Origin of the sequence: Bacillus bruguierae, from assembly GCF_037104725.1 — a bacterium.
GTDB lineage: Bacteria > Bacillota > Bacilli > Bacillales > Bacillaceae_G > Bacillus_A > Bacillus_A bruguierae.
In genome coordinates, this window is sequence record NZ_JBAWSX010000001.1 from 681,546 (window position 1) to 708,102 (window position 26,557).

Sequence of the window (26,557 nt, forward strand, 5' to 3'; positions counted from 1 at the left end):
GTAACAATTGACGTTCGTTTGTCAAGGGGTTTTGGAAGAAGTAAGATGGAGGTATGAAAAATTTTGCAGAGATGCTGCGGGAGGATTGGTAGCATATGAAACAAAAGGTATTAATTATTGGAGCGGGTGCTGGGGGCAGTGCGATTCTAGGACTATTGCAAAAATCGAATATATTTGAAGTGGTTGCAATTGTGGATATTGATGAAAGAGCAAAGGGGATTCGACTTGCAAAGAATCTTTATATTTCTACAGGGAGTGACTGGGAAGTTTTTATACGTGAGGACATTGATGTCATTTTTGATATGACAGGTGATTACAGTGTGTATGAAAAGGTTTTAGTGCAGAAAAAAGAAGATGTACTTCTGGTCCCAGGGGATGTTGCGAATATTGTTGTGAAGCTTGCGCATGAAAAAGAAATGTTGATCGGGAAATTAAAAGATCAAACGCAGCAGCGGGATCTTATTTTAAATTCCACACACGACGGTATGATTGTGGTTGATAAAGAAGGGCATGTACTATTATTCAATAAAAGTGCGGAACGGATGACGGGATATAAAAGGGAAGAAGTTGTTGATAAGTATATTTTAGAAGTCATTCCAACGAGTAAGTTGCTTCGTATTATCCGTACGAAACAAATTGAGATTAATCAAGAATTAACATTAGATAATGGAAAGAAAATTATTTCAACGCGCATTCCGATTTTAAATGAAATTGGAGACGTGCAAGGGGCGTTTGCGGTTTTTAAAGATATTACTGAAATTGTAAATTTGGCTGAAGAAGTAACGGATTTAAAAGAAATTCAAACATTGCTAGAAGCGATTATCTATTCTTCCGAAGAAGCAATTTCTGTTGTCGATGAACAAGGGCGAGGACTTGTTATTAACCCGGCTTATACAAAATTAACTGGTCTATCTGAAGAAGATATTATTGGTAAGCCAGCGACAACGGATATTGTAGAAGGAGAAAGTATGCATATGAAGGTGCTGCGGACACGCAGGGCAGTGCGTGGTATTCATATGAAAATTGGGCAAAAAAAGAGAGATGTTATTGTAAACGTAGCTCCGGTTATTGTTGATGGGATTTTAAAGGGGAGTGTCGGTGTAATTCGCGATGTATCCGAGATTCAAAAATTAACAAATGAATTAAATAGGGCAAGACAAATTATTCGTACGTTAGAAGCGAAGTATTCATTCGACGATATTGTTGGAACGTCAGAAGGGATTGTGGCGGCGATTGAGCAGGCGAAACTAGGAGCGAATACACCGGCGACGGTACTGCTCCGAGGGGAGTCAGGAACTGGAAAGGAATTGTTTGCGCACGCCATCCATAATGGTAGCAATCGGAAGTACAATAAGTTTGTTCGGGTAAATTGTGCGGCAATTTCTGAATCGTTATTAGAAAGTGAACTGTTTGGTTATGAAGAAGGCGCTTTTTCGGGAGCGCGTCGCGGGGGGAAACGTGGTTTTTTTGAAGAAGCGAACAATGGAAGTATTTTCTTAGATGAAATAGGAGAATTGTCTGCGAATACACAAGCGAAGTTACTTCGTGTTTTGCAAGAGAAGGAAATCGTGAGAGTCGGGGGTACGAAGCCGATTCCGATTAATGTTCGAGTCATTGCTGCAACGCATGTGAATTTAGAAAAGGCAATTTTAGATGGTGATTTTCGGGAAGACTTATATTATCGGTTAAATAAAATTCCGATCCATATTCCATCACTTGGTCAGCGTAAAGAAGATATTGGTGAAATTGCTGATCGATTAATTCAAAAAATTAATCAAGATTATGGGCGTAATGTTGAGGGGTTAACGGAATCCGCGGTGAAGTATTTACAATCATATGATTGGCCGGGAAATGTTCGTGAGCTTGAAAATATTTTAGGCCGAGCGATTATTTTTATGAATTATAACGAGATGTATATTGATGTACAGCATTTACCGCCGTTACATCATGAGGACCACCATGAACTTATAGGGAGTAATTTACTTCCTGAATTAGAAGAAAGACCTCTTGAGGATTTAGTGGCTGAATTTGAGGGGAATATTATTCATGAGTATTTGTCTAGATTTAATGGAAACAAAACAAAAACAGCACAAGCGTTAGGGATTTCGGTTCGGAATTTATATTATAAGCTAGAGAAATATGAGTGTGCAAAAAATAGCATGCAATAATTTTCATACCGTGCAATAATTTGCACGGTATATATAATCTGACAAAATTAGACAGAATTTTTTATTTAGTTACAAAATGTTGATTTTTCTATGATTTGAATGCGTTTTCAAAAATATTTGAACAAAATTAAAAAGTTGGCACGGTATTTGCTTTAATATATAAGCGAGGGACGACGAGGAAGGGTTGATTACAAAATATGAAGTTACAAACTTTAATTGATCAAGCAGCAAAGCAACCGAAAAAAACAGTTGCTGTCGCAGTAGCTGAAGATCATGAAGTAATTGAGGCCGTAACAAAGGCTGTACAATTACAGTTAGCTCAATTTCGTCTATATGGAAATCAAGAAACAATTGTGAGTATGTTACAAGAGCATGGATTAACGCCTTCAGAACATATTGAAGTAATTTCTACTACATCTAGTGCAGAAGCTGCTGAATTGGCAGTAAAAGCTGTAAGAGGCGGAGAAGCGGATGTACTTATGAAGGGCAATATTCCAACAGCTAACATTTTAAAAGCAGTATTAAATAAAGAGTGGGGTCTTCGTAAAGGCGGTGTGTTATCACACGTTGCAGCTTTTGAAGTACCGAATTACGATCGCTTTATCATCGTAACAGATGCAGCGATGAATATCGCTCCAGACGTACAGCAAAAAGCAGCGATTGCACAAAATGCAGTTGAAGTTGCCCGGGCAATAGGAATAGAAGTACCGAAAGTAGCTCCGATTGCTGCTGTGGAAGTTGTAAATCCTGCAATGCAAGCAACGATTGATGCAGCAATGTTAACGCAAATGAATCGCCGGGGTCAAATTAAAAATTGTATCATTGACGGACCACTTGCTTTAGATAATGCTGTTTCACAAATTGCAGCAGAGCATAAAGGAATTCAAAGCGATGTCGCTGGTAAAGCAGATATTTTACTCGTCCCAACAATTGAAGCTGGAAATGTATTATATAAATCGCTTGTATATTTTGCGGATGCAAAAGTAGGAGCGATTATCGCTGGAGCGAAAGCACCGATTGTGTTAACATCTCGTGCTGATTCAGCAGAAACAAAAGTGTATTCATTAGCATTGGCAGTTGCGACTGCTTCTAAATAAACTTTCTTGCAATGCATGTTTTATTTTCATTCATGATTAAGGAAATGCGTCCGATATAACGGACTAAAATTGAAAATGGTAAACATATCAAGGGGGAAATTACAATGACATTAGAAATCTTCAAATACTTAGAAACTTACGATTACGAGCAAGTGGTGTTCTGTCAAGATAAAGAATCAGGATTAAAAGCAATCATTGCAATTCATGACACAACTCTTGGACCAGCTCTTGGCGGAACAAGAATGTGGACATACGATTCTGAAGAAGCTGCAATTGAAGATGCTCTTCGTCTTGCAAAAGGTATGACATATAAAAACGCAGCAGCTGGTTTAAACTTAGGTGGTGCAAAAACAGTTATTATCGGCGATCCACGCAAAGATAAGAGCGAAGCAATGTTCCGCGCGTTAGGACGTTACATTCAAGGATTAAATGGTCGTTACATCACAGCTGAAGATGTTGGTACAACTGTAGATGATATGGATATTATTCATGAAGAAACAGATTTCGTAACAGGTATTTCACCTTCATTCGGTTCTTCTGGTAACCCATCTCCAGTAACTGCTTACGGCGTATACGTTGGTATGAAAGCAGCTGCAAAAGAAGCGTTCGGTACAGATAGCTTAGAAGGTAAAGTAATTGCTGTTCAAGGTGTAGGGAATGTAGCTTATCACCTATGCAAACACCTACATGCAGAAGGTGCAAAATTAATCGTTACAGATATTAATAAAGAAGCGGTACAACGTGCTGTAGAAGAGTTTGGTGCAACTGCTGTTGAGCCAAATGAAATTTACGGTGTAGAATGTGACATTTATGCACCATGTGCACTAGGAGCAACAGTAAACGACGAAACAATTCCACAATTAAAAGCAAAAGTAATTGCTGGTTCTGCAAATAACCAACTAAAAGAAGATCGTCACGGTGATATCGTTGATGAAATGGGTATCGTATATGCACCAGACTATGTTATTAATGCAGGCGGCGTAATTAACGTAGCGGACGAGTTATACGGATACAATAGAGAGCGTGCATTAAAACGTGTAGAAGCAATTTATGACACAATTGAAAAAGTAATCGCAATTTCAAAACGTGATGGTGTGCCAACATATGTAGCAGCAGATCGTCTTGCTGAAGAGCGCATCGCAAGCTTAAAAAATACACGTAGCACATTTTTAAGTAACGGCCATAACATTTTAAGCCGTCGCTAATTCATAGAAAAAATAAATGCGAAAGCAGTAGCAACTTCATTAAGCCGTTGCTACTGTCTTTCTAAATAAATGGTGGAGGGAGCAGTCTTGTCCGTGAATCGAATTCTTGTCATTAATCCTGGTAGCACATCTACGAAGATTGGTGTTTTTGATAATGAAAGACCTGTTTTAGAAGAAACAATTCGTCATGACGAAGAACAGATTGGGAAATATAAGCGTATTATTGATCAATATGAATTTCGTAAACAAACTATTTTAGAGGTGCTTCATTCTCATGGCATTAATATTTCTAAGTTAAATGCTGTATGTGGTCGCGGCGGACTACTTCGTCCGATTGAAGGCGGTACGTATACGGTAAACGAAGCAATGCTAGAAGATTTGAAGAATGGTTATAGTGGTCATCATGCTTCTAATCTAGGTGGAATTTTAGCATATGAAATTGCTTCTGGACTTAACATTCCAGCGTTTATTGTTGATCCAGTAGTTGTAGATGAAATGGAAGATATTGCTCGTATTAGCGGGATAGCTGGCATGGAGCGAAGAAGTATTTTTCATGCGCTAAACCAAAAAGCAGTAGCTCGTAAAGTTGCAAAAGAACTTGATCGTAAATATGAAGATTTAAATTTATTAATTGCACATATGGGCGGCGGTATTTCAGTTGGTGCTCATAAAAAAGGAAAAGTTATTGATGTAAATAACGGTTTAAATGGAGAAGGACCATTCAGCCCAGAGCGTGCAGGAACGGTTCCGGTAGGCCAGCTTGTAGAAATGTGTTTCTCTGGTGACTATTACCGTGATGAAATGATGAAAAAAATCGTTGGACAAGGAGGCTTAGTAAGCTTACTTGGTACAAATGATGCAATTAAAGTAGAAAAAATGGTAGAACAAGGCGATCCGGAAGCAACGCTTGTTTATACAGCGATGGCATATCAAGTTGCAAAAGAGATCGGCGGAGCAAGTGCAGTTCTTCATGGTAAAGTAGATGCCATTGTTTTAACGGGCGGTCTTGCATATAGTAAAATTCTCGTTGATGAAATTAAAGAACGTGTTCATTGGATTGCAGATGTTATTGTGCATCCAGGTGAAGATGAATTACAAGCATTAGCAGAAGGTGCACTTCGTGTACTTCGTGATGAAGAAACTGCAAAAGAGTATGCTGTAAGGGAAAAAGAAACAGTAGCTAGGGGTTGAGTAATATGGCAAAAGAATACGATTTAGTCATCGTTGGCGGTGGTACAGGCGGATATGTCGCTGCTATTCGTGCATCACAATTAGGATTAAGAACAGCGCTTGTTGAAAAAGAGAACCTAGGTGGTACTTGCTTACACAAAGGATGTATTCCTAGTAAAGCGTTACTTCGCAGTGCTGAAGTTTTTGCAACTGCGAAAAAAGGTGAAGAATTCGGCGTTGTAACGAGCAATGTAGAATTAAATTTTGCAAAAGTACAAGAACGTAAAGAAAAAATCGTTAGCCAACTTCATAAAGGTGTTCAGCATTTAATGAAGCAAGGAAAAATCGATGTATACGAAGGAATTGGTCGTATTCTTGGCCCATCTATTTTCTCGCCGATGCCAGGTACGATTTCTGTTGAATTGACGAGCGGAGAAGAGAATGAAATGCTTATTCCGAAAAATGTAATCGTCGCAACAGGATCACGTCCAAATTCTTTACCAGGACTTGAACTTGATGGTGAATATGTCATGTCATCTGATCACGCCCTAAAAATGGAAACGCTTCCTGAATCTATCATTATTGTTGGTGGCGGCGTAATTGGTATTGAGTGGGCATCTATGCTTGCTGATTTTGGCGTGGAAGTAACTGTACTTGAATATGCAAAACACGTTTTACCGCTTGAAGATCAAGATGTTTCTAAGGAAATGCAACGTTTACTTAAGAAAAAAGGCATTAAAGTTGTAACTGGTGCAAAAGTGTTACCAGAAACTTTAGTAAAAGATAACGGTGTAACGATTCAAGCTGAATTGAATGGTGAAAATAAAGAGTTTAAAGCTGAAAAAATGCTTGTATCTGTTGGAAGACAAGCAAACACACAAAATATCGGCTTAGAAAATACAGATATCGTTGTTGAAAAAGGTTATATTCAAACCAATGAATATTATCAAACGAAAGAATCGCACATTTATGCGATTGGAGATGTAATTGGTGGCCTGCAGCTTGCGCATGTTGCTTCTCACGAAGGAATTGTAGCGGTTGAACACATTGCTAGAAAAGAACCAATGCCAATTGATTACTCTATGGTGTCTAAATGTGTATATAGCAGCCCAGAAGTTGCTTCTGTCGGTTTAACAGAGCAAGAAGCGAAAGAAAAAGGTTATAAATTAAAAGTAGGTAAATTCTCATTCCGTGCAATCGGTAAAGCGCTTGTATATGGAGAATCTGATGGTTTTGTAAAACTTGTTGTTGATGAAGAAACAAATGATATTCTTGGTGTTCATATGATTGGACCACACGTAACAGATATGATCTCAGAAGCAGGTCTTGCAAGAGTATTGGATGCAACGCCTTGGGAAGTTGCACATACAATTCATCCACATCCATCATTATCAGAAGCGATTGGTGAAGCTGCGTTAGCAGTTGATGGAAAAGCGTTACACGGGTAAAAGTGAACCATTAGAAATGGATAGTGTATCGTTCTTGCTTTATAATAGAGCGGGGTAAAAAGGATTTAGGAGGGTGTTAAAATGGCTGAAGTAAAAGCAAAACGCCATGAAGAGCTTGGGTTAAGCGACGAGCAAGTATTAGAAATGTATCGCACGATGTTACTCGCACGTAAAATTGACGAGCGTATGTGGTTATTAAACCGTGCAGGGAAAATTCCGTTTGTAATTTCTTGTCAAGGACAAGAAGCTGCACAGGTAGGAGCAGCGTTTGCACTTGATCGTGAAAAAGACTACGCACTGCCGTATTATCGTGATATGGGTGTCGTGTTAGCATTTGGTATGACAGCGAGAGAGCTTATGTTATCCGGATTTGCAAAAGCAGAAGATCCAAACTCTGGCGGACGTCAAATGCCTGGGCACTTTGGACAAAAGAAAAATCGCATCGTAACAGGTTCTTCACCAGTTACAACACAAGTACCACATGCAGTAGGTATTGCGTTAGCAGGAAAGATGGAAGGAAAAGACTTAGTAACATTTGTTACATTTGGTGAAGGTTCTTCCAACCAAGGTGATTTCCATGAGGGTGCAAACTTTGCTGGGGTACACAAATTACCTGTTATTTTCATGTGTGAAAATAATAAATATGCAATCTCTATCCCTGTTGAAAAACAATTAGCATGTAAAAATGTATCTGACCGTGCAATTGGTTATGGTATGCCAGGATATACAGTAGACGGAAATGACCCGCTTGAAGTATATAAAGCTGTAAAAGAAGCAGCAGATCGCGGACGCCGTGGTGAAGGTCCAACATTAATTGAAACGGTATCTTATCGTTTAACAGCACACTCTAGTGATGACGATGATCGTGTTTACCGTGACCGAGAAGAAGTAGAAGAAGCAAAGAAAAAAGATCCAATCTATACATTTGCAAATTACTTACAAGAAGTAGGCATTTTAACAGAGGAATCTGAAAAACAAATGTTAGATGATGTAATGCATATCGTAAACGAAGCAACAGAATATGCAGAAAATGCTCCGTATGCAGATGCAGAGTCTGCATTAAAGCACGTATACGCGGAATAAGGGGGAACGTTTCATGGCTGTAATGTCTTATATTGACGCGATTACATTAGCAATGCGCGAGGAAATGGAACGCGATGAAAAAGTATTTGTATTAGGAGAAGACGTTGGTAAAAAAGGCGGCGTATTTAAAGCAACAAATGGATTATATGATCAATTTGGTGAAATGCGCGCGCTTGATACACCACTTGCAGAATCTGCAATTGCTGGGGTAGCAATCGGTGCAGCAATGTATGGAATGCGCCCAATTGCAGAAATGCAATTTGCTGACTTCATTATGCCAGCGGTTAACCAAATTGTTTCCGAAGCAGCAAAAATTCGTTACCGCTCTAACAATGATTGGACTTGCCCGGTAACAATCCGTGCACCATTTGGCGGCGGTGTTCACGGTGCATTGTATCATTCTCAATCTGTAGAAGCACTTTTTGCAAACCAACCTGGTTTAAAAATTGTAATTCCTTCTACACCATATGATGCAAAAGGTTTATTAAAAGCAGCAATTCGTGATGAAGATCCAGTATTGTTCTTTGAACATAAACGTGCATATCGCTTAATTAAAGGTGAAGTGCCGGAAGATGATTATGTATTACCAATTGGAAAAGCAGACGTAAAACGTGAAGGTGATGACATTACTGTTATCACATATGGATTATGTGTTCACTTTGCTCTTCAAGCTGCTGAAAAATTAGCACAAGATGGCATTTCTGCTCACGTTCTTGATTTACGTACTGTATATCCATTAGATAAGGAAGCAATTATTGAAGCGGCTTCAAAAACAGGTAAAGTTCTTCTTGTAACGGAAGATAATAAAGAAGGAAGCATTATGAGTGAAGTAGCGGCAATTATCGCTGAAAATTGCTTATTTGATCTTGATGCACCAATTGCTCGTCTTGCAGGTCCAGACGTTCCAGCAATGCCATATGCACCAACAATGGAAAAATTCTTTATGGTGAATCCAGATAAAGTTGAAAAAGCAATGCGCGAACTTGCGGAATTTTAATCGGGGGGACTATACATGGCTGTAGAAAAAATTACAATGCCTCAGCTTGGGGAGAGTGTAACAGAAGGTACAATTAGTAAATGGCTTGTTTCTGTTGGTGATCACGTAAATAAATATGATCCGCTTGCAGAAGTAATGACAGATAAAGTAAACGCAGAAGTACCTTCCTCTTTTAGCGGGGTTGTTACAGAATTAATCGCTGGCGAAGGTGATACATTAGCTGTCGGTGAAGTGATTTGTATGATTCAAGTTGAGGGTGCAGATGAAGTAGCCGCAACAGCTGTAGAAGAGAAAACTGAAGAGGCGCCAAAAGCAGAGGCAGTTGCACCGCTATCCGCACCGGCACCGAAAGTAAAGCAACCAACTGATGGTAAACCGCGTTTTTCACCAGCTGTATTAAAACTTGCAGGTGAACATAATATTGACCTAGATGCAGTAGTAGGCACGGGAGCAAATGGTCGTATTACACGCAAAGATATTTTGAAATTAGTTGAATCTGGAAATATTCCACAAGCAGGTGCGAAGAAAGAAGCTGCACCAATTGCACAAGAAGCTCCAGCTGCACCAACAGTTGCGCCAACACCAACAGCTCCTAAAGCAGAAGCGGCAAAACCGGTATCTGTACCAACAATGCCTGGAGATATTGAAATCCCAGTGACTGGCGTACGTAAAGCAATTGCTGCAAACATGCTGCGCAGTAAACATGAAGCACCACATGCTTGGATGATGATTGAAGTGGATGTAACAGATCTTGTTTCATACCGCAATTCAATTAAAGGTGAATTTAAAAAGCGTGAAGGCTTTAATTTAACATTCTTTGCATTCTTCGTAAAAGCTGTTGCACAGGCTTTAAAAGAATACCCACAAATTAATTCTATGTGGGCTGGCGATAAAATTGTTCAGAAGAAAGATATTAACCTTTCTATCGCAGTTGCAACTGACGATGAATTATTCGTTCCAGTTATTAAACATGCTGATGAAAAAACAATTAAAGGTATCGCTCGTGAAATTACTGAGCTTGCAACGAAAGTACGTACGAAATCATTAAAAGCTGACGAAATGCAAGGTGGAACATTTACGATTAATAACACAGGATCATTTGGTTCGGTTCAATCTATGGGTATTATTAACTATCCACAAGCAGCAATTTTACAAGTAGAATCTATTGTGAAACGTCCAGTAATTATGGATAACGGTATGTTCGGTGCACGTGATATGGTTAACCTATGCCTATCTCTTGACCACCGCGTATTAGACGGATTCATTTGCGGTAAGTTCTTAGGACGCGTAAAAGAAATTCTTGAAAATACATCTGCAGATAATACTTCTGTATATTAATAAAAAAAGCTCGCCAATTGGCGGGCTTTTTTTGCGTATACAAATTTACTTTAATTTTTCGCCATATAAGTCGCTGCATACAGAATACAATATACCCTGCAATCGTATTCTCCCTTTATTTTCTACTTTGGACGTGACAGAAAAAGGCCCTGACCGCGTCTATGCATAGCTAGATGCGCTTGCCCCTCTAAAAAAAGAAGTTTATATGTCGTTTTTTCTACTTATATATACTGAGGCGCAGTTGAAACTTTATAATGTTTTTTTACATAGACAATATAGATAAACGCAAACTAAAAGGATGACTTTTAGTAAGGGGTGCCATCTATTATGCATATGCACATATTTGAAGGAGCAAAGCATCTTTCGAGTTTCGAGTGGATGCTCCGTGCTATATTGGCATATCTGTTTTTAATTATTGTGGCAAAAGCGATGGGACAACGCTCTATTGCTCAGCTTCGTTTTTTAGATCTTATTCTCGTGCTATTATTAGAGGGAAATCTATCGAATGCATTGTCTGATGAAAAAATAGGTCTTTTTGGTTCTATGATTACATCGTTTATTCTTGTCGTACTTCATATAGTAAGTTCTATTTTGACATTAAAGTGGGATCGGTGGAGACGATTTTTAGAGCCTGCACCCATTATTCTTATACATAATGGTTCCGTTCAGTTTAATAATTTAAAGAAAGCGCGGATTACAGTAGAGTATGTATTTTCGGAGCTAAGATTGCAAGGGATTACAGATATTCAAACAGTCAAACTAGCCTTATGGGAAGCGAGTGGAGTCGTTTCTGTATTTCAGTACGCAGCATATGAAAAAGTTTCTCGAAAAGATATGAAAATATACGCAGAACAATCACCTATTACATTTATCTTAATAAAGAACGGGAATATCCAAAAGGATGTTCTCTCTTTATTAGAAAAAACAGAAGAGTGGGTAAAAAACGAGTTAAAGCAGAAAGTACCGATTCAATCCATTCAATTAGCAACAGTAGATGAAAAGGGGCAAATAAATATTTTGCTTAAAAAGTAAAATAATGATCATTTTTCCATTTTATACATATGATACAATGGTGTGGACAAGGAAATAAAAAGAAAGGTTTGTGAAAATGGGATATGTGGAGGAATTACGAAAAGTAGTTGGTCATCGTCCGTTAATTTTAGTCGGTTCAGTTGTTCTTGTATTGAATAAAAATGAGGAAGTGTTATTACAACAAAGACAAGAACCGCATGGAAAATGGGGACTTCCTGGTGGATTAATGGAGCTGCGAGAATCACCAGAAGAAACTGCATACCGTGAAGTGTATGAAGAGACCGGTATTCATGTGAAGAATTTGCAGCTCATTAATGTGTTCTCAGGTGCAAAACATTTTGTGAAACTAGCAAACGGTGACGAGTTTCAAGCAGTAACGACTGCATATTATACGCATGACTATGAAGGAGAACCTACTGTAAATAAAGAGGAGGCAATACAATTAAAGTTTTTTCCGGTTACAGAATTGCCAGAGTATATTGTAGGATCACATAAAAGAATGATTGAAGTATATACAGAAATGATACAAAATAAGTGAAAATTGTAATATAATGGTGATAGAGATACAAAAACACAGTTCTGGTTGGTAGTCCAGACGCATAATTTTTTTATGTCAGTAACCTTCCCCTCCGGGATGTCCAGCATTTCTGAATAAGTTTGTAAAGGAGGGGCTGTCAGTGAAATTGACAGTATATCATGACGGTCAGTATTTTGTAGGAATGATTGAACGAGAAGAAAATGGGAAGTTGTATGCAGTACGGCATATTTTTGGTACTGAACCGTCTGATGAAGAAGTGCTTTTGTTTGTAAATGATACGTTGTTACCGTATTTTAATCGCTTTGCTAAATGCGGAGTAGAGATGAAACAGCAAAAGCGTCCGAAAAATGTAAAACGCATGATTCGGCAAGCAGCAAGGGAATTAAAAACTTCAAAATTTACGAAAGCACAAGAAGCTATTCAATTATCGTATGAAGTGCATAAAAGAGAGAAGCAAGTGCAATCGAAAGAAATACGAGAAATAGAAAAGCGGAAAAAACGTGCCTTAAAAGTGCAAAAAGCGAAACAGAAGCATCGTGGTCATTAAGAAAAACGTCTTCGAGCAAGGTCTTGAAGACGTTTTTTAGTGAATCATGGCTACAAAGAAAGTAAGTTTACTTGTATTTTCGAAATGGTTATTGGTAAGATACAGATAGAGATATGTGAGGAGGGAAAGCTTTGATTAACTTCAACTTTTTTATGAATGACGTTGTTCGTCAAGCGCGAGAAGAAATCGTAGCAGCTGGTTATGCAGAATTAACAACGCCAGAAGCTGTAGATGAAGCATTGCAAAAGAAAGGTACAACACTTGTAATGGTAAACTCTGTATGCGGCTGTGCAGGGGGAATTGCTCGTCCAGCAGCAGCTCATTCTATTCATTATGATAAACGTCCAGATCATCTTGTTACTGTGTTTGCAGGTCAAGATAAAGAGGCAACAGCACGTGCTCGTGAATATTTTGAAGGATATCCACCATCTTCGCCATCGTTTGCACTATTGAAAGATGGAAAGATTGTAACGATGGTTGAGCGTCATGAGATTGAAGGCCATGAGCCAATGCAAGTTATTGCTAAATTACAATCGTACTTTGAAGAACATTGTGATGAAATGTAATATACGTTTTTAGAACCGTTAAGAATGTGATCTTAACGGTTCTTTTTTATACATAATTCAAGTTGTTTATGCATTGAATTATACAGTATATGCCGGTTTATTTACGCTATAAAAAGAAAATTAATTTATTTTTATTTTATTTATTGCATAAAAATAAATTTGTTGTTACAATACATTCATCGAATAAAAATTCTATAAAACATATAAATATACATTAACTAGGAGGGAAAGTAATGAAGAAGTTTTTATCAATTTCAGTTGCACTTATTTTAATCATGAGTATATTCACTGCTTGTAGTAAGGGTGGAAATGCAGGAAGTGATAATAAAAAGAAAGTGTTAGTTATGGGAACGTCTGCAGATTACAAACCGTATGAATATGTAGATGCAAAGAAGAGTGAAGACATTATCGGTTTTGATATCGATGTTATGAACTATATTAGTAAAGAATTAGGTTACAAAGTTAAAATTAAAGATATGGATTTTGGTGGATTGTTAGCCTCATTAGAGGCTGGGAAAGTTGACTTTATCATGGCTGGAATGACACCGACAGCAGAGCGTAAGAAAAATGCAGATTTTACAGATATTTATTTTGTCGCTAAAAATGTAATCATTTCTAAAGAAGGTTCAAATATTACAACATTGCAAGATCTACAAGGAAAAAAAGTAGGAGTACAAACAGGATCTATCCAAGAAGAAAAGGCGAAAGATTTACAAAAACAAGTATCGTTCCAATCTGAAGGACGTGATCGTGTACCAGAACTAATTCAAGAAATTCAAGCAGGGCGTTTTGATGCAATTATTTTAGAAGATACAGTAGCAAAAGGATATTTAGAAAAAAATAAAGAGTTAAGGAGTGTGGAAATTCCAGAAGCTGCAGATGAAGCTGGTTCAGCAATTGCGCTTCCGAAAAATAGTGATAAGACAGCGGAGTTTAATAAAGTAATTAAGAAAATGAAAGAAAATGGAGAAATGGATAAATTAGTGAAGAAATGGTTTGGCGGCGAGAAATAAGCCGCCTTTCCATCTTCTAGGGAGGACTGACTTAGGATGAACTTGGATTTTTCGCAAATAACGCCTTCAATACCATATATATTAAAAGGTTTAGAAGTAACATTAAAGATTGTAGCTGTCGCTTCTTTGCTTGGCTTTGCGCTAGGGACGTTATTAGCGCTTTGTAAAATTGCTAGAATAAAAGTTTTAAGTATAATTGCTGATTTTTATACATCTCTTTTCCGCGGTACACCGCTTGTACTACAATTAATGCTTATTTATTACGGTCTTCCGCAAATTACAGGATATGATATTTCAGCATTTTTAGCAGCTGTGTTAGCATTTAGCTTAAATTCAGGCGCATACATGTCAGAAGTGATTCGTGCTGGAATTCAAGCAGTTGATAAAGGACAAACAGAAGCGGCAATGGCACTTGGTATTCCATATGGAAAAATGATGCGAAATATTATTTTACCGCAAGCATTAAAAAATATATTACCTGCATTAGTAAACGAATTTGTTACATTAACGAAAGAGTCCGCGGTCGTTACTGTTATAGGTGCAACAGATTTAATGCGCCGTGCGTATATTGTTGGCGGCGAGACATTGTCTTATTTTGAACCGCTTTTATTTGTCGGGATGATTTATTACATTCTTGTTATGATTCTTACATTCGTTGGGAAAGCAGTTGAAGGGAGAATGAAGAAAAGTGATTAAAATTAAAGACCTTCACAAATCATTTGGAAATAACGAAGTATTAAAAGGTATTACAACAACAATTGGACAAGGCGAAGTCGTAGCAATTATTGGACCATCTGGTTCAGGGAAATCAACATTTTTACGTTGCATGAACCTATTAGAAGCACCATCGAGCGGGCAAATTTGGATTGGTGATCAGGAGGTAACAAATCCGAACACAAAGATTATGGAAGTTCGTCAGCATGTTGGAATGGTATTTCAACATTTTCATTTATTCCCTCATATGACAGTGTTAGAAAATATTACGTATGCTCCTCTTACGGTAAAAGGTACTGCAAAGGAAGAGGCGGTGAAAAAGGCTGAAGAATTATTAGAAAAAGTGGGATTACTTGAGAAAAAGGATGCCTATCCAAATCGTCTTTCTGGTGGACAAAAACAGCGTGTTGCAATTGCAAGGGCATTAGCAATGGAACCGGATGTTATGCTATTTGATGAGCCGACTTCAGCGCTGGATCCGGAGATGGTGAAAGAAGTATTAGAAGTTATGAAATCTCTTGCAACGACAGGAATGACGATGGCAATCGTTACGCACGAAATGGGGTTTGCAAAGGAAGTAGCAGATCGTGTTCTCTTTTTAGATGGTGGAAAACTTGTAGAAGACGCGAAGCCAGAGCAATTTTTTACAGTGCCGGAAAGCAAACGTGCTCAAGAGTTTTTGCAAAAAATGTTGTAACATGTAAACGTTACGTGAATAATAAGGGAAAAAGGATGACATTGTATCATCCTTTTCTTTATACTTAAGTTGAAAGTAGATCGTACATAATAGGAGCGTTAACATGTTTAAAATTGGATATCGAACAGTGAAAACAGCAGCTGGAACTGCCTTGGCTGTGTGGATTGCTCAATTACTTCATTTGGAGTTTTATAGCTCAGCCGGCATTCTTGTCATTTTATGTGTACAAAATACAAAAAGAAAATCATTAGAAGTATCTATTCATCGCTTTTTAGCTTGTTTACTTTCTATGGTATTTGCATTTTTTATTTTTGAATCAATAGGATATACACCGTTAGCAATTGGGGTTTTATTACTTCTGTTTATTCCTAGTGCGGTTATGCTTAAGATTCAAGAGGGGATTGTTACAAGCTCTGTTATTGTTTTTCATTTATATTCACTGCAAAAAATTACATGGCCCATTGTTGGAAATGAGATTGCGATTTTAACGGTTGGAATTAGTGTTGCTTTGCTAATTAATTTGTACATGCCGAGCGTTGAAAGTGAGTTAAAAGAGTATCAACAAAAAGTAGAATCTAATTTTAAGACGATTCTATTTGAAATGGCTGCCTATTTAAGAAACCGTGATAGTGTGTGGAATGGAAAAGAGCTAATTGAAACGGAAACATTACTTGAGAGGGCAAAAGAAGTATCCTTTATAAAGCTGGAAAATAGGTTTATGCGTGAAGATGATTATTACTATCGTTATTTTCAAATGCGCCAGCAACAGTATGAAATTTTAGAAAGAGTTATGCCGCTAGTTGCTTCGTTATCTTGGTCATATGAACAAGCGGGTATGGTGGCGGATGTAATTGAAAATGTCGGGAATGCAATTCGCCCCAAAAGTACAGGGGTTATATCATTAAGACAGCTTCAAGAGATGCGAGAAATCTTTCGAGAAATGCCGCTTCCAGAAACACGAGAAGAATTTGAAACACGTGCTAAGCTCGTTCAGCTCGTCTATGAAATAGAGCAATTTTTACTCATTAAAAGTCGATTTATAGGGAAATATAACATTAAAGAATTAATATAAGAAGGACGGAATGAGGTATGCCATATCTTCTTTCATTCATATTATTTATTTCCCTATCGCCTCTTTGGCCGCTCGGTGATAATCCGCGTGTTGGCGATCCGCTTATTATCGTTAATAAACAAACGAACCGACTTGCATATATTCAAGATGGAAAGATACAAAATACATTTCCAGTTGCAACAGGTAAAACGAATGATTTAACGCCGGAAGGTACATTTGATGTTGTGATGAAGGCGAAAAATCCGTATTATATTGCGAAGAATATTCCCGGTGGTTCACCGGAAAATCCGCTCGGTTCAAGATGGATAGGTTTTAATGCCCGAGGTACAGATGGTAGTAAATATGGGATACACGGAACAAATCAGCCAAGCTCCATTGGCAAATACGTTTCGCAAGGGTGCATTCGAATGCACAAAAAAGATGTAGAGTATTTGTACGATCGTATTCCCATTGGAACAAAAGTATGGATTGTGAAATCAAAAAAATCATTTGAGCAACTTGCGAAAGAAAAGGGTGCAATTGCTTACGAAGAAAGCCAACAGTATATGTTGGCTTTTTGTCATATTATATCTTGTCTTGACATGTTTACATATAACATGCGTTAATGATGATAACATAAAGTTAAACTTCCATCAGGAGAACTAGTACTGCTCGTGGATACAGTATAAATAAAGGTTATGTGAAAAGGAGTTGCTGTTATGTATACGAATAATAGACTACCATACATTCAGTTCTTAATTGGTGCTCTTGCAATTATTACTTTCATATTGGCAACTTTTAATATATGTCCATTTTCATTATCTGTTTTTTCTATTTCCCTTCTTAATTTTACTTTTGCATTAAGTGCTTTTTATGAGCAGCAATATGCAAACTTTGTTCTTTCGCTTGGAATGGGAATTGCGTTTAGTATTACAGGACTTATTATTATGGCAACATAAAAAGGGGAGAATATCCCCCCTTTTTTTTACCAAAACATACTTATGCCAGTAAGTAATGTTGTGACAAGCATGGAAATTAACATGACATAAACCATAATTTTTTGCATTTTTTTACTCATCATGATCGATCCTCCTTGCGAATCTCCTCAATCCTATTGTATATACAAACGAAATTTGGTACAAGGGTCTATTAAGAGACATTTTCTGCATAAATCCATTTTAATTTGTTGCTATGTAACAATAAAACATGAGCTGCATTCGCTTTCTCCTTTTGTTTTAATTTTTGCATGTGGCAGATAAAGAAAGCTTCCACTGATTAAAGTTTCACTATTTCTCCTTCGAAACTTTTCCAGAATTCTGTTATAATAGTCATTGTTACATACATAACAGGAGGCGCATTCTCATGATTAATCAAGAACGTTTAGTGAATGAATTTATGGAACTTGTGCAAGTAGACTCTGAAACAAAATACGAAGCTGAGATTTGCAAAGTGTTAAAAGAAAAATTCTCTTCTTTAGGCGTTGAAGTATTTGAAGATGATACAATGGGTGAGACTGGTCACGGTGCTGGTAACTTAGTTTGTACATTACCAGCAACAAAAGAAGGAGTAGATACAATCTACTTTACTTCTCATATGGATACAGTTGTTCCTGGTAAAGGAATTAAGCCTTCTATTCAAGATGGTTATATCGTATCTGACGGTACAACAATTTTAGGTGCTGATGATAAAGCTGGGCTTGCATCTATGTTTGAAGCAATTCGAGTGTTAAAAGAGAAAAACATTGCGCACGGAAAAATAGAATTCATCATTACAGTTGGTGAAGAATCTGGTCTTGTTGGTGCAAAAGCATTAGATCGTGAACGCATTACAGCAAAATATGGTTATGCATTAGACAGCGATGGAAAAGTTGGGGAAATCGTTGTTGCAGCACCAACGCAAGCGAAAGTAAATGCAATTATTCGCGGTAAAACAGCTCACGCTGGTGTAGCACCAGAAAAAGGTGTATCTGCAATTACAATTGCAGCAAAATCCATTGCAAAAATGCCACTTGGCCGCATTGATTCTGAAACAACTGCGAATATCGGTCGTTTTGAAGGTGGTACACAAACAAATATCGTTTGTGACTATGTAGAAATCTTTGCTGAAGCACGTTCTTTAGTAGACGAAAAAATGCAAGAGCAAGTTCGTAAAATGAAAGAAGCATTTGAATCAACAGCTAAAGAAATGGGCGGAGAAGCAGAAGTAGAAGTAAAAGTAATGTACCCAGGATTTAAATTTGCTGATGGCGATCACGTTGTAGAAGTTGCGAAACGTGCTGCTGAAAAAATCGGTCGTACACCATCTCTTCACCAAAGCGGTGGCGGTAGCGATGCAAACGTAATTGCGGGTCACGGTATTCCAACAGTAAACTTAGCAGTTGGTTATGAAGAAATTCATACAACAAACGAAAAAATTCCTGTTGAAGAATTAGTGAAAACAGCAGAGATGGTTGTTGCGATTATTGAGGAAGTAGCGAAGTAATCAAAAAATTGGTCAAGTTGAAACGCATGGGTAAATGACCCATGCGTTTTCTTATTACTTTACGTAAATGTTTTTCAACTATATAAACATAAATTGAAAAAACGATATATAAAAACCCTTTTCTTTTTAGCTGAGCAAGAGCATCTGAACATGCATAGTAGCGGTCAGGGCCTTTTCCTGTCACGGGAAAGAGCTAAAATAAAGAGAGAAAACGGGTACAGGTCAATTTTTTCTCCATAGCAGCGACTTTTACGTCGAAAAATTAAAATGGATTCGTATAGCTTAACAATGCAATAGTTCTTTTAGTGTTTTTACATTTTGATGATAGATTTGCGGGGAAGGCCAATTTTTGTAGTCGTTAGGTAATGGAATCGTTTCAATCTCGTTGTTTTTTTGTGCAATTGTAGTTAAGTTATGTATATAATCGATTACTTGTAAGAAATTAATCTTTGTACCTACCGAGCCATGACCTGGTATAGCTATATCAATATCCATCCTTTCAACCTCTTTTAAAATATGAATCCATTTTTGTGGATTTGATTCTTCGAAAAATGTAGGATGGCAATCAACAAATAACAAGTCACCCATGAATATCACTTTATCTTCTGGAATATACAGCATAGCATCGCAAAGTGAATGTCCGCATAGTAACGATTCCATCCTTTCAAATATTGATTTTTTTACAAGTCTTTTGATAAAATGAGAACAAACGTTCCTTTGGTGGTGAGAAAGATGCGTGAAATGTATCCGAAAAATGGTCGTGTCATTTTGCATGTTGATATGAATTGTTTTTATGCATCTGTTGAAATTGCTCGCGATGTATCGTTACAAGGAAAACCATTAGCGATAGCTGGTAATGCGAAAGAACGAAAAGGCATTATTGTAACGTGTAGTTATGAGGCAAGAGCGAAGGGAGTTCGTGCAACGATGCCTGTTTGGGAAGCAAAGCGGCTATGCCCGGAACTCATTATAAAACATCCAAACTTTGAGTTATATCGGGAGGCTTCTTTTGCGTTATTTCAAATTTTGGCACGGTTTACAGAAAAAATTCAACCGGTCTCAATTGATGAAGGGTATTTAGATATTACAGATTGCTACGGGCTTGGGGCGCCGTTAGAAATTGCTCAAATGATTCAACAAACATTACTAACGGAATTACAGCTTCCGTGCAGCATTGGGATTGCTCCGAACTTATTTCTAGCCAAAACAGCCTCTGATATGAAAAAGCCGCTAGGTATTACAGTATTGCGTAAACGTGATATACAAAAGAAGCTTTGGCCGCTTCCAGTTGAAAAAATGCATGGAATCGGAAAGAAAACAGCAGAAAAATTAAAAGATGTACATATACATACGATTGGAGATTTAGCTACTGGAAAAGCCCCTATTATTCGTTCTGTCATTGGAAATCATGGATTGGATTTACAAAAACGTGCAAACGGTATCGATAATAGAGATGTTGATCCAAGTCAAATGGGGCAATATAAAACGATCGGAAATTCTATAACGCTGCCAAAAGATGTAGATGAAGAGAAGGAGTTGTTAAGTACGTTAGAGCGCTTGTCTCAATCTGTCAGCCGAAGATTACAAAAACGTACTCTTGTTACATATAATATTCAAATCACGATTAAATCCTATAATCGCCGAACGATTACCCGCAGTAAAATGTTAGAAAATGCAATTTGGGAATGGTCGGATATTTTTCAGGCGACAATACGGCTATGGAAAAAACATTGGGATGGTGATCCTGTTCGATTACTTGGAATTACTGCTTGTGAATTAGAATGGAAAACAGAAGCGATTAAGCAGCTTGATTTATTTTCATTTGAAGAAGATGCGAAGGCAGAACCGCTTTTGACAGTGATAGAGCAATTAAATAATAAATATGGAGCGAAGGTTATTCAGCACGGTAGTCAATTGTTTCGGCAGCAAGAGAGAACATTTCAACAAAAATTAGAGAATAAATTCACATGAAAGCCCCCTTTCCTTTTAGGGGAGGACAAGAGCATCTGGCCGTGCGTAGAAGCGGTCAGGTCCTTTTTCTGCCACATGCGAGGTTTAAAACAAATGGAGGAAGCAAGTGAAGGTCATGTTGTATTTTGCATAACCGTGACTTATCTGTCGAAAAATTAAAATGTATTTATATAAGGCAAAACCTCGCAGGTGGTATCTCCTGCGAGGTTTTTAGTATAATTGTTCTTCTTAAGAAACGTAATAAATTTATTAACCGTGTTTGGTTAATATCAGTTATACTAGTAGTTTTTTGGCTTATCGGGAGTTATTTCATTAGCAATTTCCATATTTGTTAAATTTAAATTCATCGGCATAACTGTTCTATTTTGCAGGCCTCGAAAGAACCGCTGAAACGGTCGCATCATATTGGTGTTTCGGCTTGCTGCTAAACCAAAAATTGTTCCTATACTTAGTAAAGAAATCCAAATCCAATTTCTATTATTTCGTCTATTTCTAAATAATTGAAACACTCGCTGTGTTCCTCTTCCAAAAGTGAATAATGATATAAACCAATTTAGAATATTCATGTTCGACTCCTTGTAGAAAAATTTAGGAATAGATAATTAGCCCCATTCCGCATAATTTATATTGCGATATTTATGGGGATTTATGATGGAAACTTATGTTAATATATTTTCTTCTTCTTTTTTAAATATTTTTTATTGAAATATGCAAAATATATTCATCACACATTAATCGACAGTAAAATTTTCATCCCGTAAGAGCTTTCACAAATTATAAAAGAATTGCTAATGAAAGGATAACGTTAAAAACGGCATTATACTTTTAGCTAATGTCTAAAAAACAAAAGGCAATGAGGTGATTACATATATGCCAATGTTGGGTGTGGACGGTAGCAGTCTATACTATACTGTAAAGGGAAACGGGATTCCTATTGTTTTTATTCATCCTCCTGTTCTCACTTCTGTAAATTTTGAGTACCAAGTAGAAGAGTTAGCTCAAAAGTTTCAAGTTATTACTTTTGATATTAGAGGTCACGGAAGAAGTCAGTATTCAAAACAATCGCTAACTTATCCATTGATTGTTGAAGATATTAGGTGTTTATTGGATCATTTGAACATCAAGAGAGCATTCATATGCGGGTATTCAACTGGAAGTTCGATTGCATTGGAATTTTTGTTGAATTATGCCGAAAGGGCCTTAGGGGGTATTCTAATCGGAGGGATGTCAGAGGTAAAGGATAACTATCTAAAGAATAAAATTTCTTTAGGTATGACACTTGCAAAAGCACGAGCTATTCATGTTTTAGCGTTGTCCATTGCATGGAGCAATTCGAATACACAGAAATTATTCATAAAGATGTTTACAGAAGCGCGAAAAGGAAATGCGAAAAATATCGAACAATATTACCGTTATAGTCTGTATTATAATTGTACAAATCAACTTAGAAAGATTAAGCTTCCTGTTTTGTTAGTTTATGGTAAGGAAGATAAACCATTTTACGGTTATGCGAAGCTATTGTATGAAAAATTGCCATGTAATAAATTAAATTTCATTGATAATGTAAAGCATCAAATTCCTACAAAAGCAGCGAAGGATTTAAATGAAATGATTAAGCAATTTGCAACAATACATGACAATTGATAGGCATTTTGTATGTATCACTCATATGCTCCTTACCTTCTATATTTTTTAATATATTAACGGGATATATAATTATAACGTTTATGTTAGGTTAACTTTTAAGGATTTTTCAAAATGATAGATCTGTGATTTGTATGCATTATAATTCAAAAATGGTGCCTGTTTAGGTACTTCACTTTTTGTTTAAACAAAGCGTTTTGTTTATCCCAACATAAAAAGGTATCGGAAGCCGATACCTTTTTATGTTTTATATAGAAGGGATTTCGTAAATTACAATGTCTGTATTGGTTGGAGTAGAAATTCGTTGTGCATAATATGTGATGGAAGAAGGGATGTATTCTGGTACGGTTTGAACTGTATGCAATGCTATATATTCATGAATTAACTCTTTTAACGTAGACCATTGTAATTCTGCTGGTGTTTCAGAAATAAATAAACTTACCCAACGATCAAAAGAAGAAGAAAAGTCAGTTTGTAAACGAAATGCTTCTTTCATTGTTTTAGCCACCTTCTATAAATGATGATATTATTTTACTACAAAACACGAATGAATGTGATTTTTTTGTTGTTAACGTTCGTTTTATATAGTTGTCTATATGAGCGATTCGTACAAAGTTGATTTGCCATTTTTGTATATATTCCGTAAGATAATGATAGAGATTATGAAATGCTTGGAGGATGCAACGTGGAATTTGTGTTTTTAGGAACAGGAGCTGGCGTTCCTGCAAAAGGAAGAAACGTATCAGCAATAGCTTTGCAATTATTGGAAGAGAGAGGTGAAACGTGGCTATTTGACTGCGGTGAGGCAACGCAGCATCAAATTTTACATACATCAGTGCGCCCGCGTCGCATTGAGAAAATATTTATTACTCATTTACATGGGGATCATATTTTTGGACTGCCAGGTTTGTTAGGAAGCCGTTCTTTTCAAGGAGGGACAACGCCGTTAACTGTATATGGTCCAAAAGGAATTAAACAGTTTGTTGAAGTCGCATTGGCAGTAAGTACAACACATGTGAAATATCCACTAGAGATTATCGAAATTACCGAAGAAGGTATTGTATATGAAGATAAACAATTTCTTGTGGAAACGAAGCGATTATCACACGGTATTGAATGTTTTGGCTATCGCATTGTCGAAAAAGATATTCCAGGGCATCTTCTTGTAGATAAATTATTAGAAGAAGGAATTAAACCAGGGCCAATCTTTAAGCGTTTAAAAGATGGAGAAACAGTAGAACTTGAGGATGGACGTGTACTTTGCGGGCAGAATTTCATCGGACCACCACAAAAAGGCCGAATTATTACAATTTTAGGAGATACACGTTATTGCGAAGCGAGTATTCAATTAGCACAAGATGCTGATGTACTTGTACATGAAGCAACGTTCGGCGCAGAAGATTCACAGCAGGCTCACGATTATTATCATTCTACAACAGAACAAGCGGCAAATATTGCGCTGCAAGCAAATGTAAAACAAATGATTTTAACTCATATTAGTTCTCGCTATCAAGGGGAAGCATGTAAAATACTTCTTGAAGAAGCGAAGCGAGTATTTCCAAATACGGAAATTGCAGCGGATTTGAAACATTTTCTCATATCAAGATAATGAAAAAACAATGACAGAGGTATCCACTACATCTGTCATTGTTTTTTGTTATTCTCGCAAAACGGAGAAAAACTTTAACAGTAGCATATGTGAAAAAGTACGTCCTTAATTTGAAATATTAAAAAACTTCAATTCTGCCAAAAAAGAGATATAATGAAAGCGTGTTCATTATATCTGTGCAGTATAAGTTTATATTTTATTTGTTTTTGTAAAAAAATGTAGTAAATCAAAAAGTGACAAGAGAGCTCTTATATATTATGATAGCTGATGGTGTGTATCAGTTTATTAAATGGATTCTATAAATTTATTAGTACAAATATACATATCCATTTTAAATTTCCAGCATATAAGTTGCTGCTATGTAGAATACAACATGACCGCTACTTGCTTTCTCCTTTTGTTTTCAATCTTGCATGTGGCAGAAAAAAGCCCTGACCGTTTCTATGCATGGCCAAGATGCTCTTGCCCGTCTAAAAAGAAAGAGGACTTTTATGTCGATTTTTTAATTTGTATTTATATAAAAAAGCAAAGAAAGCAGCAACTTAATAGATTATTAGTAAGTAACTTTTTCATAATGAAGATTTAGGGGGTACTGTTATGAAGTATCGTTCAGTTTTTGATATTATTGGCCCAGTTATGATTGGACCATCTAGTTCGCATACAGCAGGTGCAGCAAGAATGGGGCAAGTTGCTAGTCAGTTGTTTCGCTATGAACCTGAGAAAATTATCATTTCGTTATACGGTTCGTTCGCAAAAACATATCGAGGTCATGGTACTGATGTAGCACTTGTGGGGGGAATATTAGGATTTGAAACGGATGATCCTCGGATTCCTCAAGCACTTGAAATTGCACAGGAACGCGGAATTGACGTCACATTTATTGAAGAGGAAGCACAAGCAATCCATCCAAATACAGCGAAAATTCGTTTGTATAAAGGTGAAGATGAAATTGAAGTTGTTGCTTGTTCAATCGGCGGCGGGAAAATTGAAGTTGTAGAGCTCAATGGATTTGACTTGCAATTAACAGGTACAAGTCCAGCACTTCTAATTGTAAATAATGATCGTTTCGGAACAATTGCTTCTGTTACATCTATTCTTGCAAAGCATGAAATTAATATTAGTATGATGAGTGTTTCACGTAAGGAAAAAGGAAGAAAAGCGCTAATGGTTATTGAAACAGATGAGTTGTTAGCAGATGAAATCATTGATGAAATTAAAGCGCAGAAAAATGTTTGTCAAGTAACAATTATGGATTAATAGCAGGGGGGACACAACATGTTTCGGAATGTAGCGGAACTAGTTGCACAAGCAGAAGAGCAAAATGTAAAAATTGCAGAGATTATGATTCAATGTGAAATGGAAACAAGAAACCTTTCTCGTGAAGTAGTAATCGCTGGTATGGAAAAAAATTTAGTTGTAATGGAAAAAGCAGTTGAACGCGGAATTCAAGGTGTGAAATCTCCGACTGGACTTACTGGTGGAGATGCAGTGAAAGTACAGGCGTATATGAAAAGTGGAAAAGGTTTGTCTGGGGATACAATTTTAGATGCAGTAAGTAAAGCTGTTGCAACGAATGAAGTAAATGCTGCAATGGGGATTATTTGTGCAACGCCAACAGCTGGTTCAGCGGGAACGGTACCAGGTGTGCTATTTGCATTAAAAGAAAAATTAAACCCAACGCGTGAAGAGATGATTGAATTTCTATTTACAGCTGGTGCATTTGGTATGGTTGTAGCGAACAACGCTTGCATTGCCGGGGCAGCTGGTGGGTGTCAGGCGGAAGTTGGTTCAGCAAGTGGAATGGCGGCTGCAGCTGCTGTTGAAATGGCTGGAGGTACACCGGAACAGGCAGCAACAGCAATGAGTATTGCACTTAAAAATATGCTTGGATTAGTATGTGATCCTGTTGCAGGACTTGTAGAAGTACCGTGTGTAAAACGTAACGCAGCTGGTGCATCAAATGCCATGATTGCAGCTGATTTATCATTAGCTGGTGTAACGAGTATCATTCCGTGTGATGAAGTAATTGAAGCAATGTATCGCATCGGACAAACGATGCCAAGTGCGCTTCGTGAAACAGCAGAAGGCGGTCTTGCAGCAACGCCGACAGGACGTCGTTTACAGGAAGAAATTTTTGGGAAGAAAAGTGAATAATAAAAAACCCTTGCTTACTCAGCAAGGGTTTTTT

General features: G+C 37.2%; 28 protein-coding genes. 24 read left to right on the plus strand and 4 right to left on the minus strand.

What is annotated here, in order from left to right; all coding sequences use genetic code 11:
- Nucleotides 1-95 precede the first annotated feature (95 nt).
- From WAZ07_RS03460 to WAZ07_RS03545, 18 genes are all read left to right on the plus strand, one after another.
- On the plus strand, nucleotides 96-2,168 hold the full coding sequence (locus tag WAZ07_RS03460) for a sigma 54-interacting transcriptional regulator (RefSeq protein WP_336471312.1): 2,073 nt from the start codon (nucleotides 96-98) through the stop codon (nucleotides 2,166-2,168).
- A gap of 197 nt (nucleotides 2,169-2,365) precedes the next feature.
- Nucleotides 2,366-3,265 carry a phosphate butyryltransferase gene (gene yqiS, locus WAZ07_RS03465; RefSeq protein ID WP_336471313.1) on the plus strand — a complete coding sequence of 300 codons (900 nt, stop codon included), beginning with the start codon at nucleotides 2,366-2,368 and terminating at the stop codon, nucleotides 3,263-3,265.
- A 104-nt stretch (nucleotides 3,266-3,369) separates the two neighbouring features.
- Nucleotides 3,370-4,470 carry a leucine dehydrogenase gene (locus tag WAZ07_RS03470; RefSeq protein ID WP_098914738.1) on the plus strand — a complete coding sequence of 367 codons (1,101 nt, stop codon included), beginning with the start codon at nucleotides 3,370-3,372 and terminating at the stop codon, nucleotides 4,468-4,470.
- A gap of 87 nt (nucleotides 4,471-4,557) precedes the next feature.
- Nucleotides 4,558-5,661, plus strand: coding sequence for a butyrate kinase (gene buk, locus WAZ07_RS03475; RefSeq protein WP_090913937.1), 1,104 nt, complete (start codon nucleotides 4,558-4,560; stop codon nucleotides 5,659-5,661).
- A gap of 5 nt (nucleotides 5,662-5,666) precedes the next feature.
- Complete coding sequence (lpdA, locus tag WAZ07_RS03480) at nucleotides 5,667-7,088, plus strand: dihydrolipoyl dehydrogenase (RefSeq protein WP_336471314.1); 1,422 nt, start codon at nucleotides 5,667-5,669, stop codon at nucleotides 7,086-7,088.
- 81 nt (nucleotides 7,089-7,169) lie between these two features.
- On the plus strand, nucleotides 7,170-8,171 hold the full coding sequence (gene bfmBAA, locus WAZ07_RS03485; protein ID WP_336471315.1) for a 3-methyl-2-oxobutanoate dehydrogenase subunit alpha: 1,002 nt from the start codon (nucleotides 7,170-7,172) through the stop codon (nucleotides 8,169-8,171).
- 13 nt (nucleotides 8,172-8,184) lie between these two features.
- Nucleotides 8,185-9,168 (plus strand): 3-methyl-2-oxobutanoate dehydrogenase subunit beta, encoded by a 984-nt coding sequence (gene bfmBAB / locus WAZ07_RS03490; RefSeq protein ID WP_035429503.1) that lies wholly within the window; start codon nucleotides 8,185-8,187, stop codon nucleotides 9,166-9,168.
- Between the two features lie 15 nt (nucleotides 9,169-9,183).
- Nucleotides 9,184-10,506, plus strand: a complete 1,323-nt coding sequence (locus WAZ07_RS03495) for a dihydrolipoamide acetyltransferase family protein (protein ID WP_336471316.1) — start codon at nucleotides 9,184-9,186, stop codon at nucleotides 10,504-10,506.
- A 327-nt stretch (nucleotides 10,507-10,833) separates the two neighbouring features.
- The gene (locus WAZ07_RS03500; RefSeq protein WP_336471317.1) at nucleotides 10,834-11,538 is read left to right on the plus strand and encodes a DUF421 domain-containing protein; all 705 of its coding nucleotides are present in this window, start codon (nucleotides 10,834-10,836) and stop codon (nucleotides 11,536-11,538) included.
- Between the two features lie 76 nt (nucleotides 11,539-11,614).
- Nucleotides 11,615-12,076 carry an NUDIX hydrolase gene (locus tag WAZ07_RS03505; RefSeq protein ID WP_336471318.1) on the plus strand — a complete coding sequence of 154 codons (462 nt, stop codon included), beginning with the start codon at nucleotides 11,615-11,617 and terminating at the stop codon, nucleotides 12,074-12,076.
- Between the two features lie 139 nt (nucleotides 12,077-12,215).
- Complete coding sequence (locus tag WAZ07_RS03510) at nucleotides 12,216-12,623, plus strand: YjdF family protein (RefSeq protein ID WP_090913947.1); 408 nt, start codon at nucleotides 12,216-12,218, stop codon at nucleotides 12,621-12,623.
- 152 nt (nucleotides 12,624-12,775) lie between these two features.
- Entirely contained in the window at nucleotides 12,776-13,189 is a 414-nt protein-coding gene (locus WAZ07_RS03515; protein WP_336471425.1) for a BrxA/BrxB family bacilliredoxin, read from the plus strand.
- Between the two features lie 233 nt (nucleotides 13,190-13,422).
- A complete protein-coding gene (locus tag WAZ07_RS03520; protein WP_336471319.1) occupies nucleotides 13,423-14,202 on the plus strand; it encodes a transporter substrate-binding domain-containing protein in 780 nt (259 codons plus the stop codon).
- Between the two features lie 36 nt (nucleotides 14,203-14,238).
- Nucleotides 14,239-14,898: an amino acid ABC transporter permease gene (locus WAZ07_RS03525; protein ID WP_090913953.1), complete on the plus strand. Its 660-nt coding sequence runs from the start codon at nucleotides 14,239-14,241 to the stop codon at nucleotides 14,896-14,898.
- Nucleotides 14,891-15,613 carry an amino acid ABC transporter ATP-binding protein gene (locus WAZ07_RS03530; protein ID WP_336471320.1) on the plus strand — a complete coding sequence of 241 codons (723 nt, stop codon included), beginning with the start codon at nucleotides 14,891-14,893 and terminating at the stop codon, nucleotides 15,611-15,613. The genes WAZ07_RS03525 and WAZ07_RS03530 overlap by 8 nt, the downstream gene beginning before the upstream one ends.
- Before the next feature lie 103 nt (nucleotides 15,614-15,716).
- Nucleotides 15,717-16,685, plus strand: a complete 969-nt coding sequence (locus tag WAZ07_RS03535) for an aromatic acid exporter family protein (protein ID WP_336471321.1) — start codon at nucleotides 15,717-15,719, stop codon at nucleotides 16,683-16,685.
- Between the two features lie 17 nt (nucleotides 16,686-16,702).
- Nucleotides 16,703-17,290 carry a L,D-transpeptidase gene (locus tag WAZ07_RS03540; RefSeq protein ID WP_336471322.1) on the plus strand — a complete coding sequence of 196 codons (588 nt, stop codon included), beginning with the start codon at nucleotides 16,703-16,705 and terminating at the stop codon, nucleotides 17,288-17,290.
- Nucleotides 17,291-17,383: 93 nt separating this feature from the next.
- Complete coding sequence (locus tag WAZ07_RS03545) at nucleotides 17,384-17,623, plus strand: DUF3894 domain-containing protein (protein ID WP_090913961.1); 240 nt, start codon at nucleotides 17,384-17,386, stop codon at nucleotides 17,621-17,623.
- A gap of 26 nt (nucleotides 17,624-17,649) precedes the next feature.
- On the opposite strand, the gene prli42 is transcribed toward WAZ07_RS03545, so the two are convergent.
- Nucleotides 17,650-17,742, minus strand: a complete 93-nt coding sequence (gene prli42, locus WAZ07_RS03550; RefSeq protein WP_090914459.1) for a stressosome-associated protein Prli42 — start codon at nucleotides 17,740-17,742, stop codon at nucleotides 17,650-17,652.
- Nucleotides 17,743-18,026: 284 nt separating this feature from the next.
- Here prli42 and WAZ07_RS03555 point away from each other — a divergent pair, with 284 nt between their 5' ends.
- Nucleotides 18,027-19,145, plus strand: a complete 1,119-nt coding sequence (locus WAZ07_RS03555) for a tripeptidase T (protein ID WP_090913962.1) — start codon at nucleotides 18,027-18,029, stop codon at nucleotides 19,143-19,145.
- 282 nt (nucleotides 19,146-19,427) lie between these two features.
- On the opposite strand, the gene WAZ07_RS03560 is transcribed toward WAZ07_RS03555, so the two are convergent.
- A complete protein-coding gene (locus WAZ07_RS03560; RefSeq protein ID WP_336471323.1) occupies nucleotides 19,428-19,805 on the minus strand; it encodes an MBL fold metallo-hydrolase in 378 nt (125 codons plus the stop codon).
- Between the two features lie 72 nt (nucleotides 19,806-19,877).
- Here WAZ07_RS03560 and WAZ07_RS03565 point away from each other — a divergent pair, with 72 nt between their 5' ends.
- Nucleotides 19,878-21,116, plus strand: a complete 1,239-nt coding sequence (locus tag WAZ07_RS03565; RefSeq protein WP_336471324.1) for a DNA polymerase IV — start codon at nucleotides 19,878-19,880, stop codon at nucleotides 21,114-21,116.
- Between the two features lie 278 nt (nucleotides 21,117-21,394).
- On the opposite strand, the gene WAZ07_RS03570 is transcribed toward WAZ07_RS03565, so the two are convergent.
- A complete protein-coding gene (locus WAZ07_RS03570) occupies nucleotides 21,395-21,682 on the minus strand; it encodes a hypothetical protein (RefSeq protein ID WP_336471325.1) in 288 nt (95 codons plus the stop codon).
- A gap of 304 nt (nucleotides 21,683-21,986) precedes the next feature.
- Here WAZ07_RS03570 and WAZ07_RS03575 point away from each other — a divergent pair, with 304 nt between their 5' ends.
- Nucleotides 21,987-22,760 (plus strand): alpha/beta fold hydrolase, encoded by a 774-nt coding sequence (locus WAZ07_RS03575; RefSeq protein ID WP_336471326.1) that lies wholly within the window; start codon nucleotides 21,987-21,989, stop codon nucleotides 22,758-22,760.
- Between the two features lie 247 nt (nucleotides 22,761-23,007).
- Here WAZ07_RS03575 and WAZ07_RS03580 read toward each other — a convergent pair whose 3' ends face one another.
- The gene (locus tag WAZ07_RS03580) at nucleotides 23,008-23,256 is read right to left on the minus strand and encodes a DUF3932 family protein (protein ID WP_336471327.1); all 249 of its coding nucleotides are present in this window, start codon (nucleotides 23,254-23,256) and stop codon (nucleotides 23,008-23,010) included.
- 189 nt (nucleotides 23,257-23,445) lie between these two features.
- Between WAZ07_RS03580 and rnz the strand changes: the two genes are divergently transcribed.
- The 3 genes from rnz to sdaAA all read left to right on the plus strand — a co-directional run bounded on the left by rnz (nucleotide 23,446) and on the right by sdaAA (nucleotide 26,523).
- The gene (gene rnz, locus WAZ07_RS03585) at nucleotides 23,446-24,369 is read left to right on the plus strand and encodes a ribonuclease Z (RefSeq protein WP_336471328.1); all 924 of its coding nucleotides are present in this window, start codon (nucleotides 23,446-23,448) and stop codon (nucleotides 24,367-24,369) included.
- 597 nt (nucleotides 24,370-24,966) lie between these two features.
- Entirely contained in the window at nucleotides 24,967-25,626 is a 660-nt protein-coding gene (sdaAB, locus tag WAZ07_RS03590; protein WP_336471329.1) for an L-serine ammonia-lyase, iron-sulfur-dependent subunit beta, read from the plus strand.
- An 18-nt stretch (nucleotides 25,627-25,644) separates the two neighbouring features.
- Nucleotides 25,645-26,523, plus strand: coding sequence for an L-serine ammonia-lyase, iron-sulfur-dependent, subunit alpha (gene sdaAA / locus WAZ07_RS03595; protein ID WP_090913979.1), 879 nt, complete (start codon nucleotides 25,645-25,647; stop codon nucleotides 26,521-26,523).
- Nucleotides 26,524-26,557: the final 34 nt, after the last annotated feature.

Bases quoted from the DNA above. Each gene is read 5' to 3' on its own strand.
- sdaAB (WP_336471329.1), top strand. From the start codon at position 24,967: ATGAAGTATCGTTCAGTTTTTGATATTATTGGCCCAGTTATGATTGGA.
- WAZ07_RS03560 (WP_336471323.1), bottom strand. From the start codon at position 19,805: ATGGAATCGTTACTATGCGGACATTCACTTTGCGATGCTATGCTGTAT.
- WAZ07_RS03505 (WP_336471318.1), top strand. From the start codon at position 11,615: ATGGGATATGTGGAGGAATTACGAAAAGTAGTTGGTCATCGTCCGTTA.
- WAZ07_RS03460 (WP_336471312.1), top strand. From the start codon at position 96: ATGAAACAAAAGGTATTAATTATTGGAGCGGGTGCTGGGGGCAGTGCG.
- sdaAA (WP_090913979.1), top strand. From the start codon at position 25,645: ATGTTTCGGAATGTAGCGGAACTAGTTGCACAAGCAGAAGAGCAAAAT.
- WAZ07_RS03535 (WP_336471321.1), top strand. From the start codon at position 15,717: ATGTTTAAAATTGGATATCGAACAGTGAAAACAGCAGCTGGAACTGCC.
- WAZ07_RS03555 (WP_090913962.1), top strand. From the start codon at position 18,027: ATGATTAATCAAGAACGTTTAGTGAATGAATTTATGGAACTTGTGCAA.
- WAZ07_RS03575 (WP_336471326.1), top strand. From the start codon at position 21,987: ATGCCAATGTTGGGTGTGGACGGTAGCAGTCTATACTATACTGTAAAG.
- WAZ07_RS03565 (WP_336471324.1), top strand. From the start codon at position 19,878: ATGCGTGAAATGTATCCGAAAAATGGTCGTGTCATTTTGCATGTTGAT.
- WAZ07_RS03570 (WP_336471325.1), bottom strand. From the start codon at position 21,682: ATGAATATTCTAAATTGGTTTATATCATTATTCACTTTTGGAAGAGGA.
- lpdA (WP_336471314.1), top strand. From the start codon at position 5,667: ATGGCAAAAGAATACGATTTAGTCATCGTTGGCGGTGGTACAGGCGGA.
- bfmBAB (WP_035429503.1), top strand. From the start codon at position 8,185: ATGGCTGTAATGTCTTATATTGACGCGATTACATTAGCAATGCGCGAG.
- WAZ07_RS03540 (WP_336471322.1), top strand. From the start codon at position 16,703: ATGCCATATCTTCTTTCATTCATATTATTTATTTCCCTATCGCCTCTT.
- WAZ07_RS03520 (WP_336471319.1), top strand. From the start codon at position 13,423: ATGAAGAAGTTTTTATCAATTTCAGTTGCACTTATTTTAATCATGAGT.
- WAZ07_RS03500 (WP_336471317.1), top strand. From the start codon at position 10,834: ATGCATATGCACATATTTGAAGGAGCAAAGCATCTTTCGAGTTTCGAG.
- yqiS (WP_336471313.1), top strand. From the start codon at position 2,366: ATGAAGTTACAAACTTTAATTGATCAAGCAGCAAAGCAACCGAAAAAA.
- WAZ07_RS03525 (WP_090913953.1), top strand. From the start codon at position 14,239: ATGAACTTGGATTTTTCGCAAATAACGCCTTCAATACCATATATATTA.
- WAZ07_RS03545 (WP_090913961.1), top strand. From the start codon at position 17,384: ATGTATACGAATAATAGACTACCATACATTCAGTTCTTAATTGGTGCT.
- bfmBAA (WP_336471315.1), top strand. From the start codon at position 7,170: ATGGCTGAAGTAAAAGCAAAACGCCATGAAGAGCTTGGGTTAAGCGAC.
- WAZ07_RS03495 (WP_336471316.1), top strand. From the start codon at position 9,184: ATGGCTGTAGAAAAAATTACAATGCCTCAGCTTGGGGAGAGTGTAACA.
- WAZ07_RS03470 (WP_098914738.1), top strand. From the start codon at position 3,370: ATGACATTAGAAATCTTCAAATACTTAGAAACTTACGATTACGAGCAA.
- WAZ07_RS03580 (WP_336471327.1), bottom strand. From the start codon at position 23,256: ATGAAAGAAGCATTTCGTTTACAAACTGACTTTTCTTCTTCTTTTGAT.
- prli42 (WP_090914459.1), bottom strand. From the start codon at position 17,742: ATGAGTAAAAAAATGCAAAAAATTATGGTTTATGTCATGTTAATTTCC.
- WAZ07_RS03515 (WP_336471425.1), top strand. From the start codon at position 12,776: ATGAATGACGTTGTTCGTCAAGCGCGAGAAGAAATCGTAGCAGCTGGT.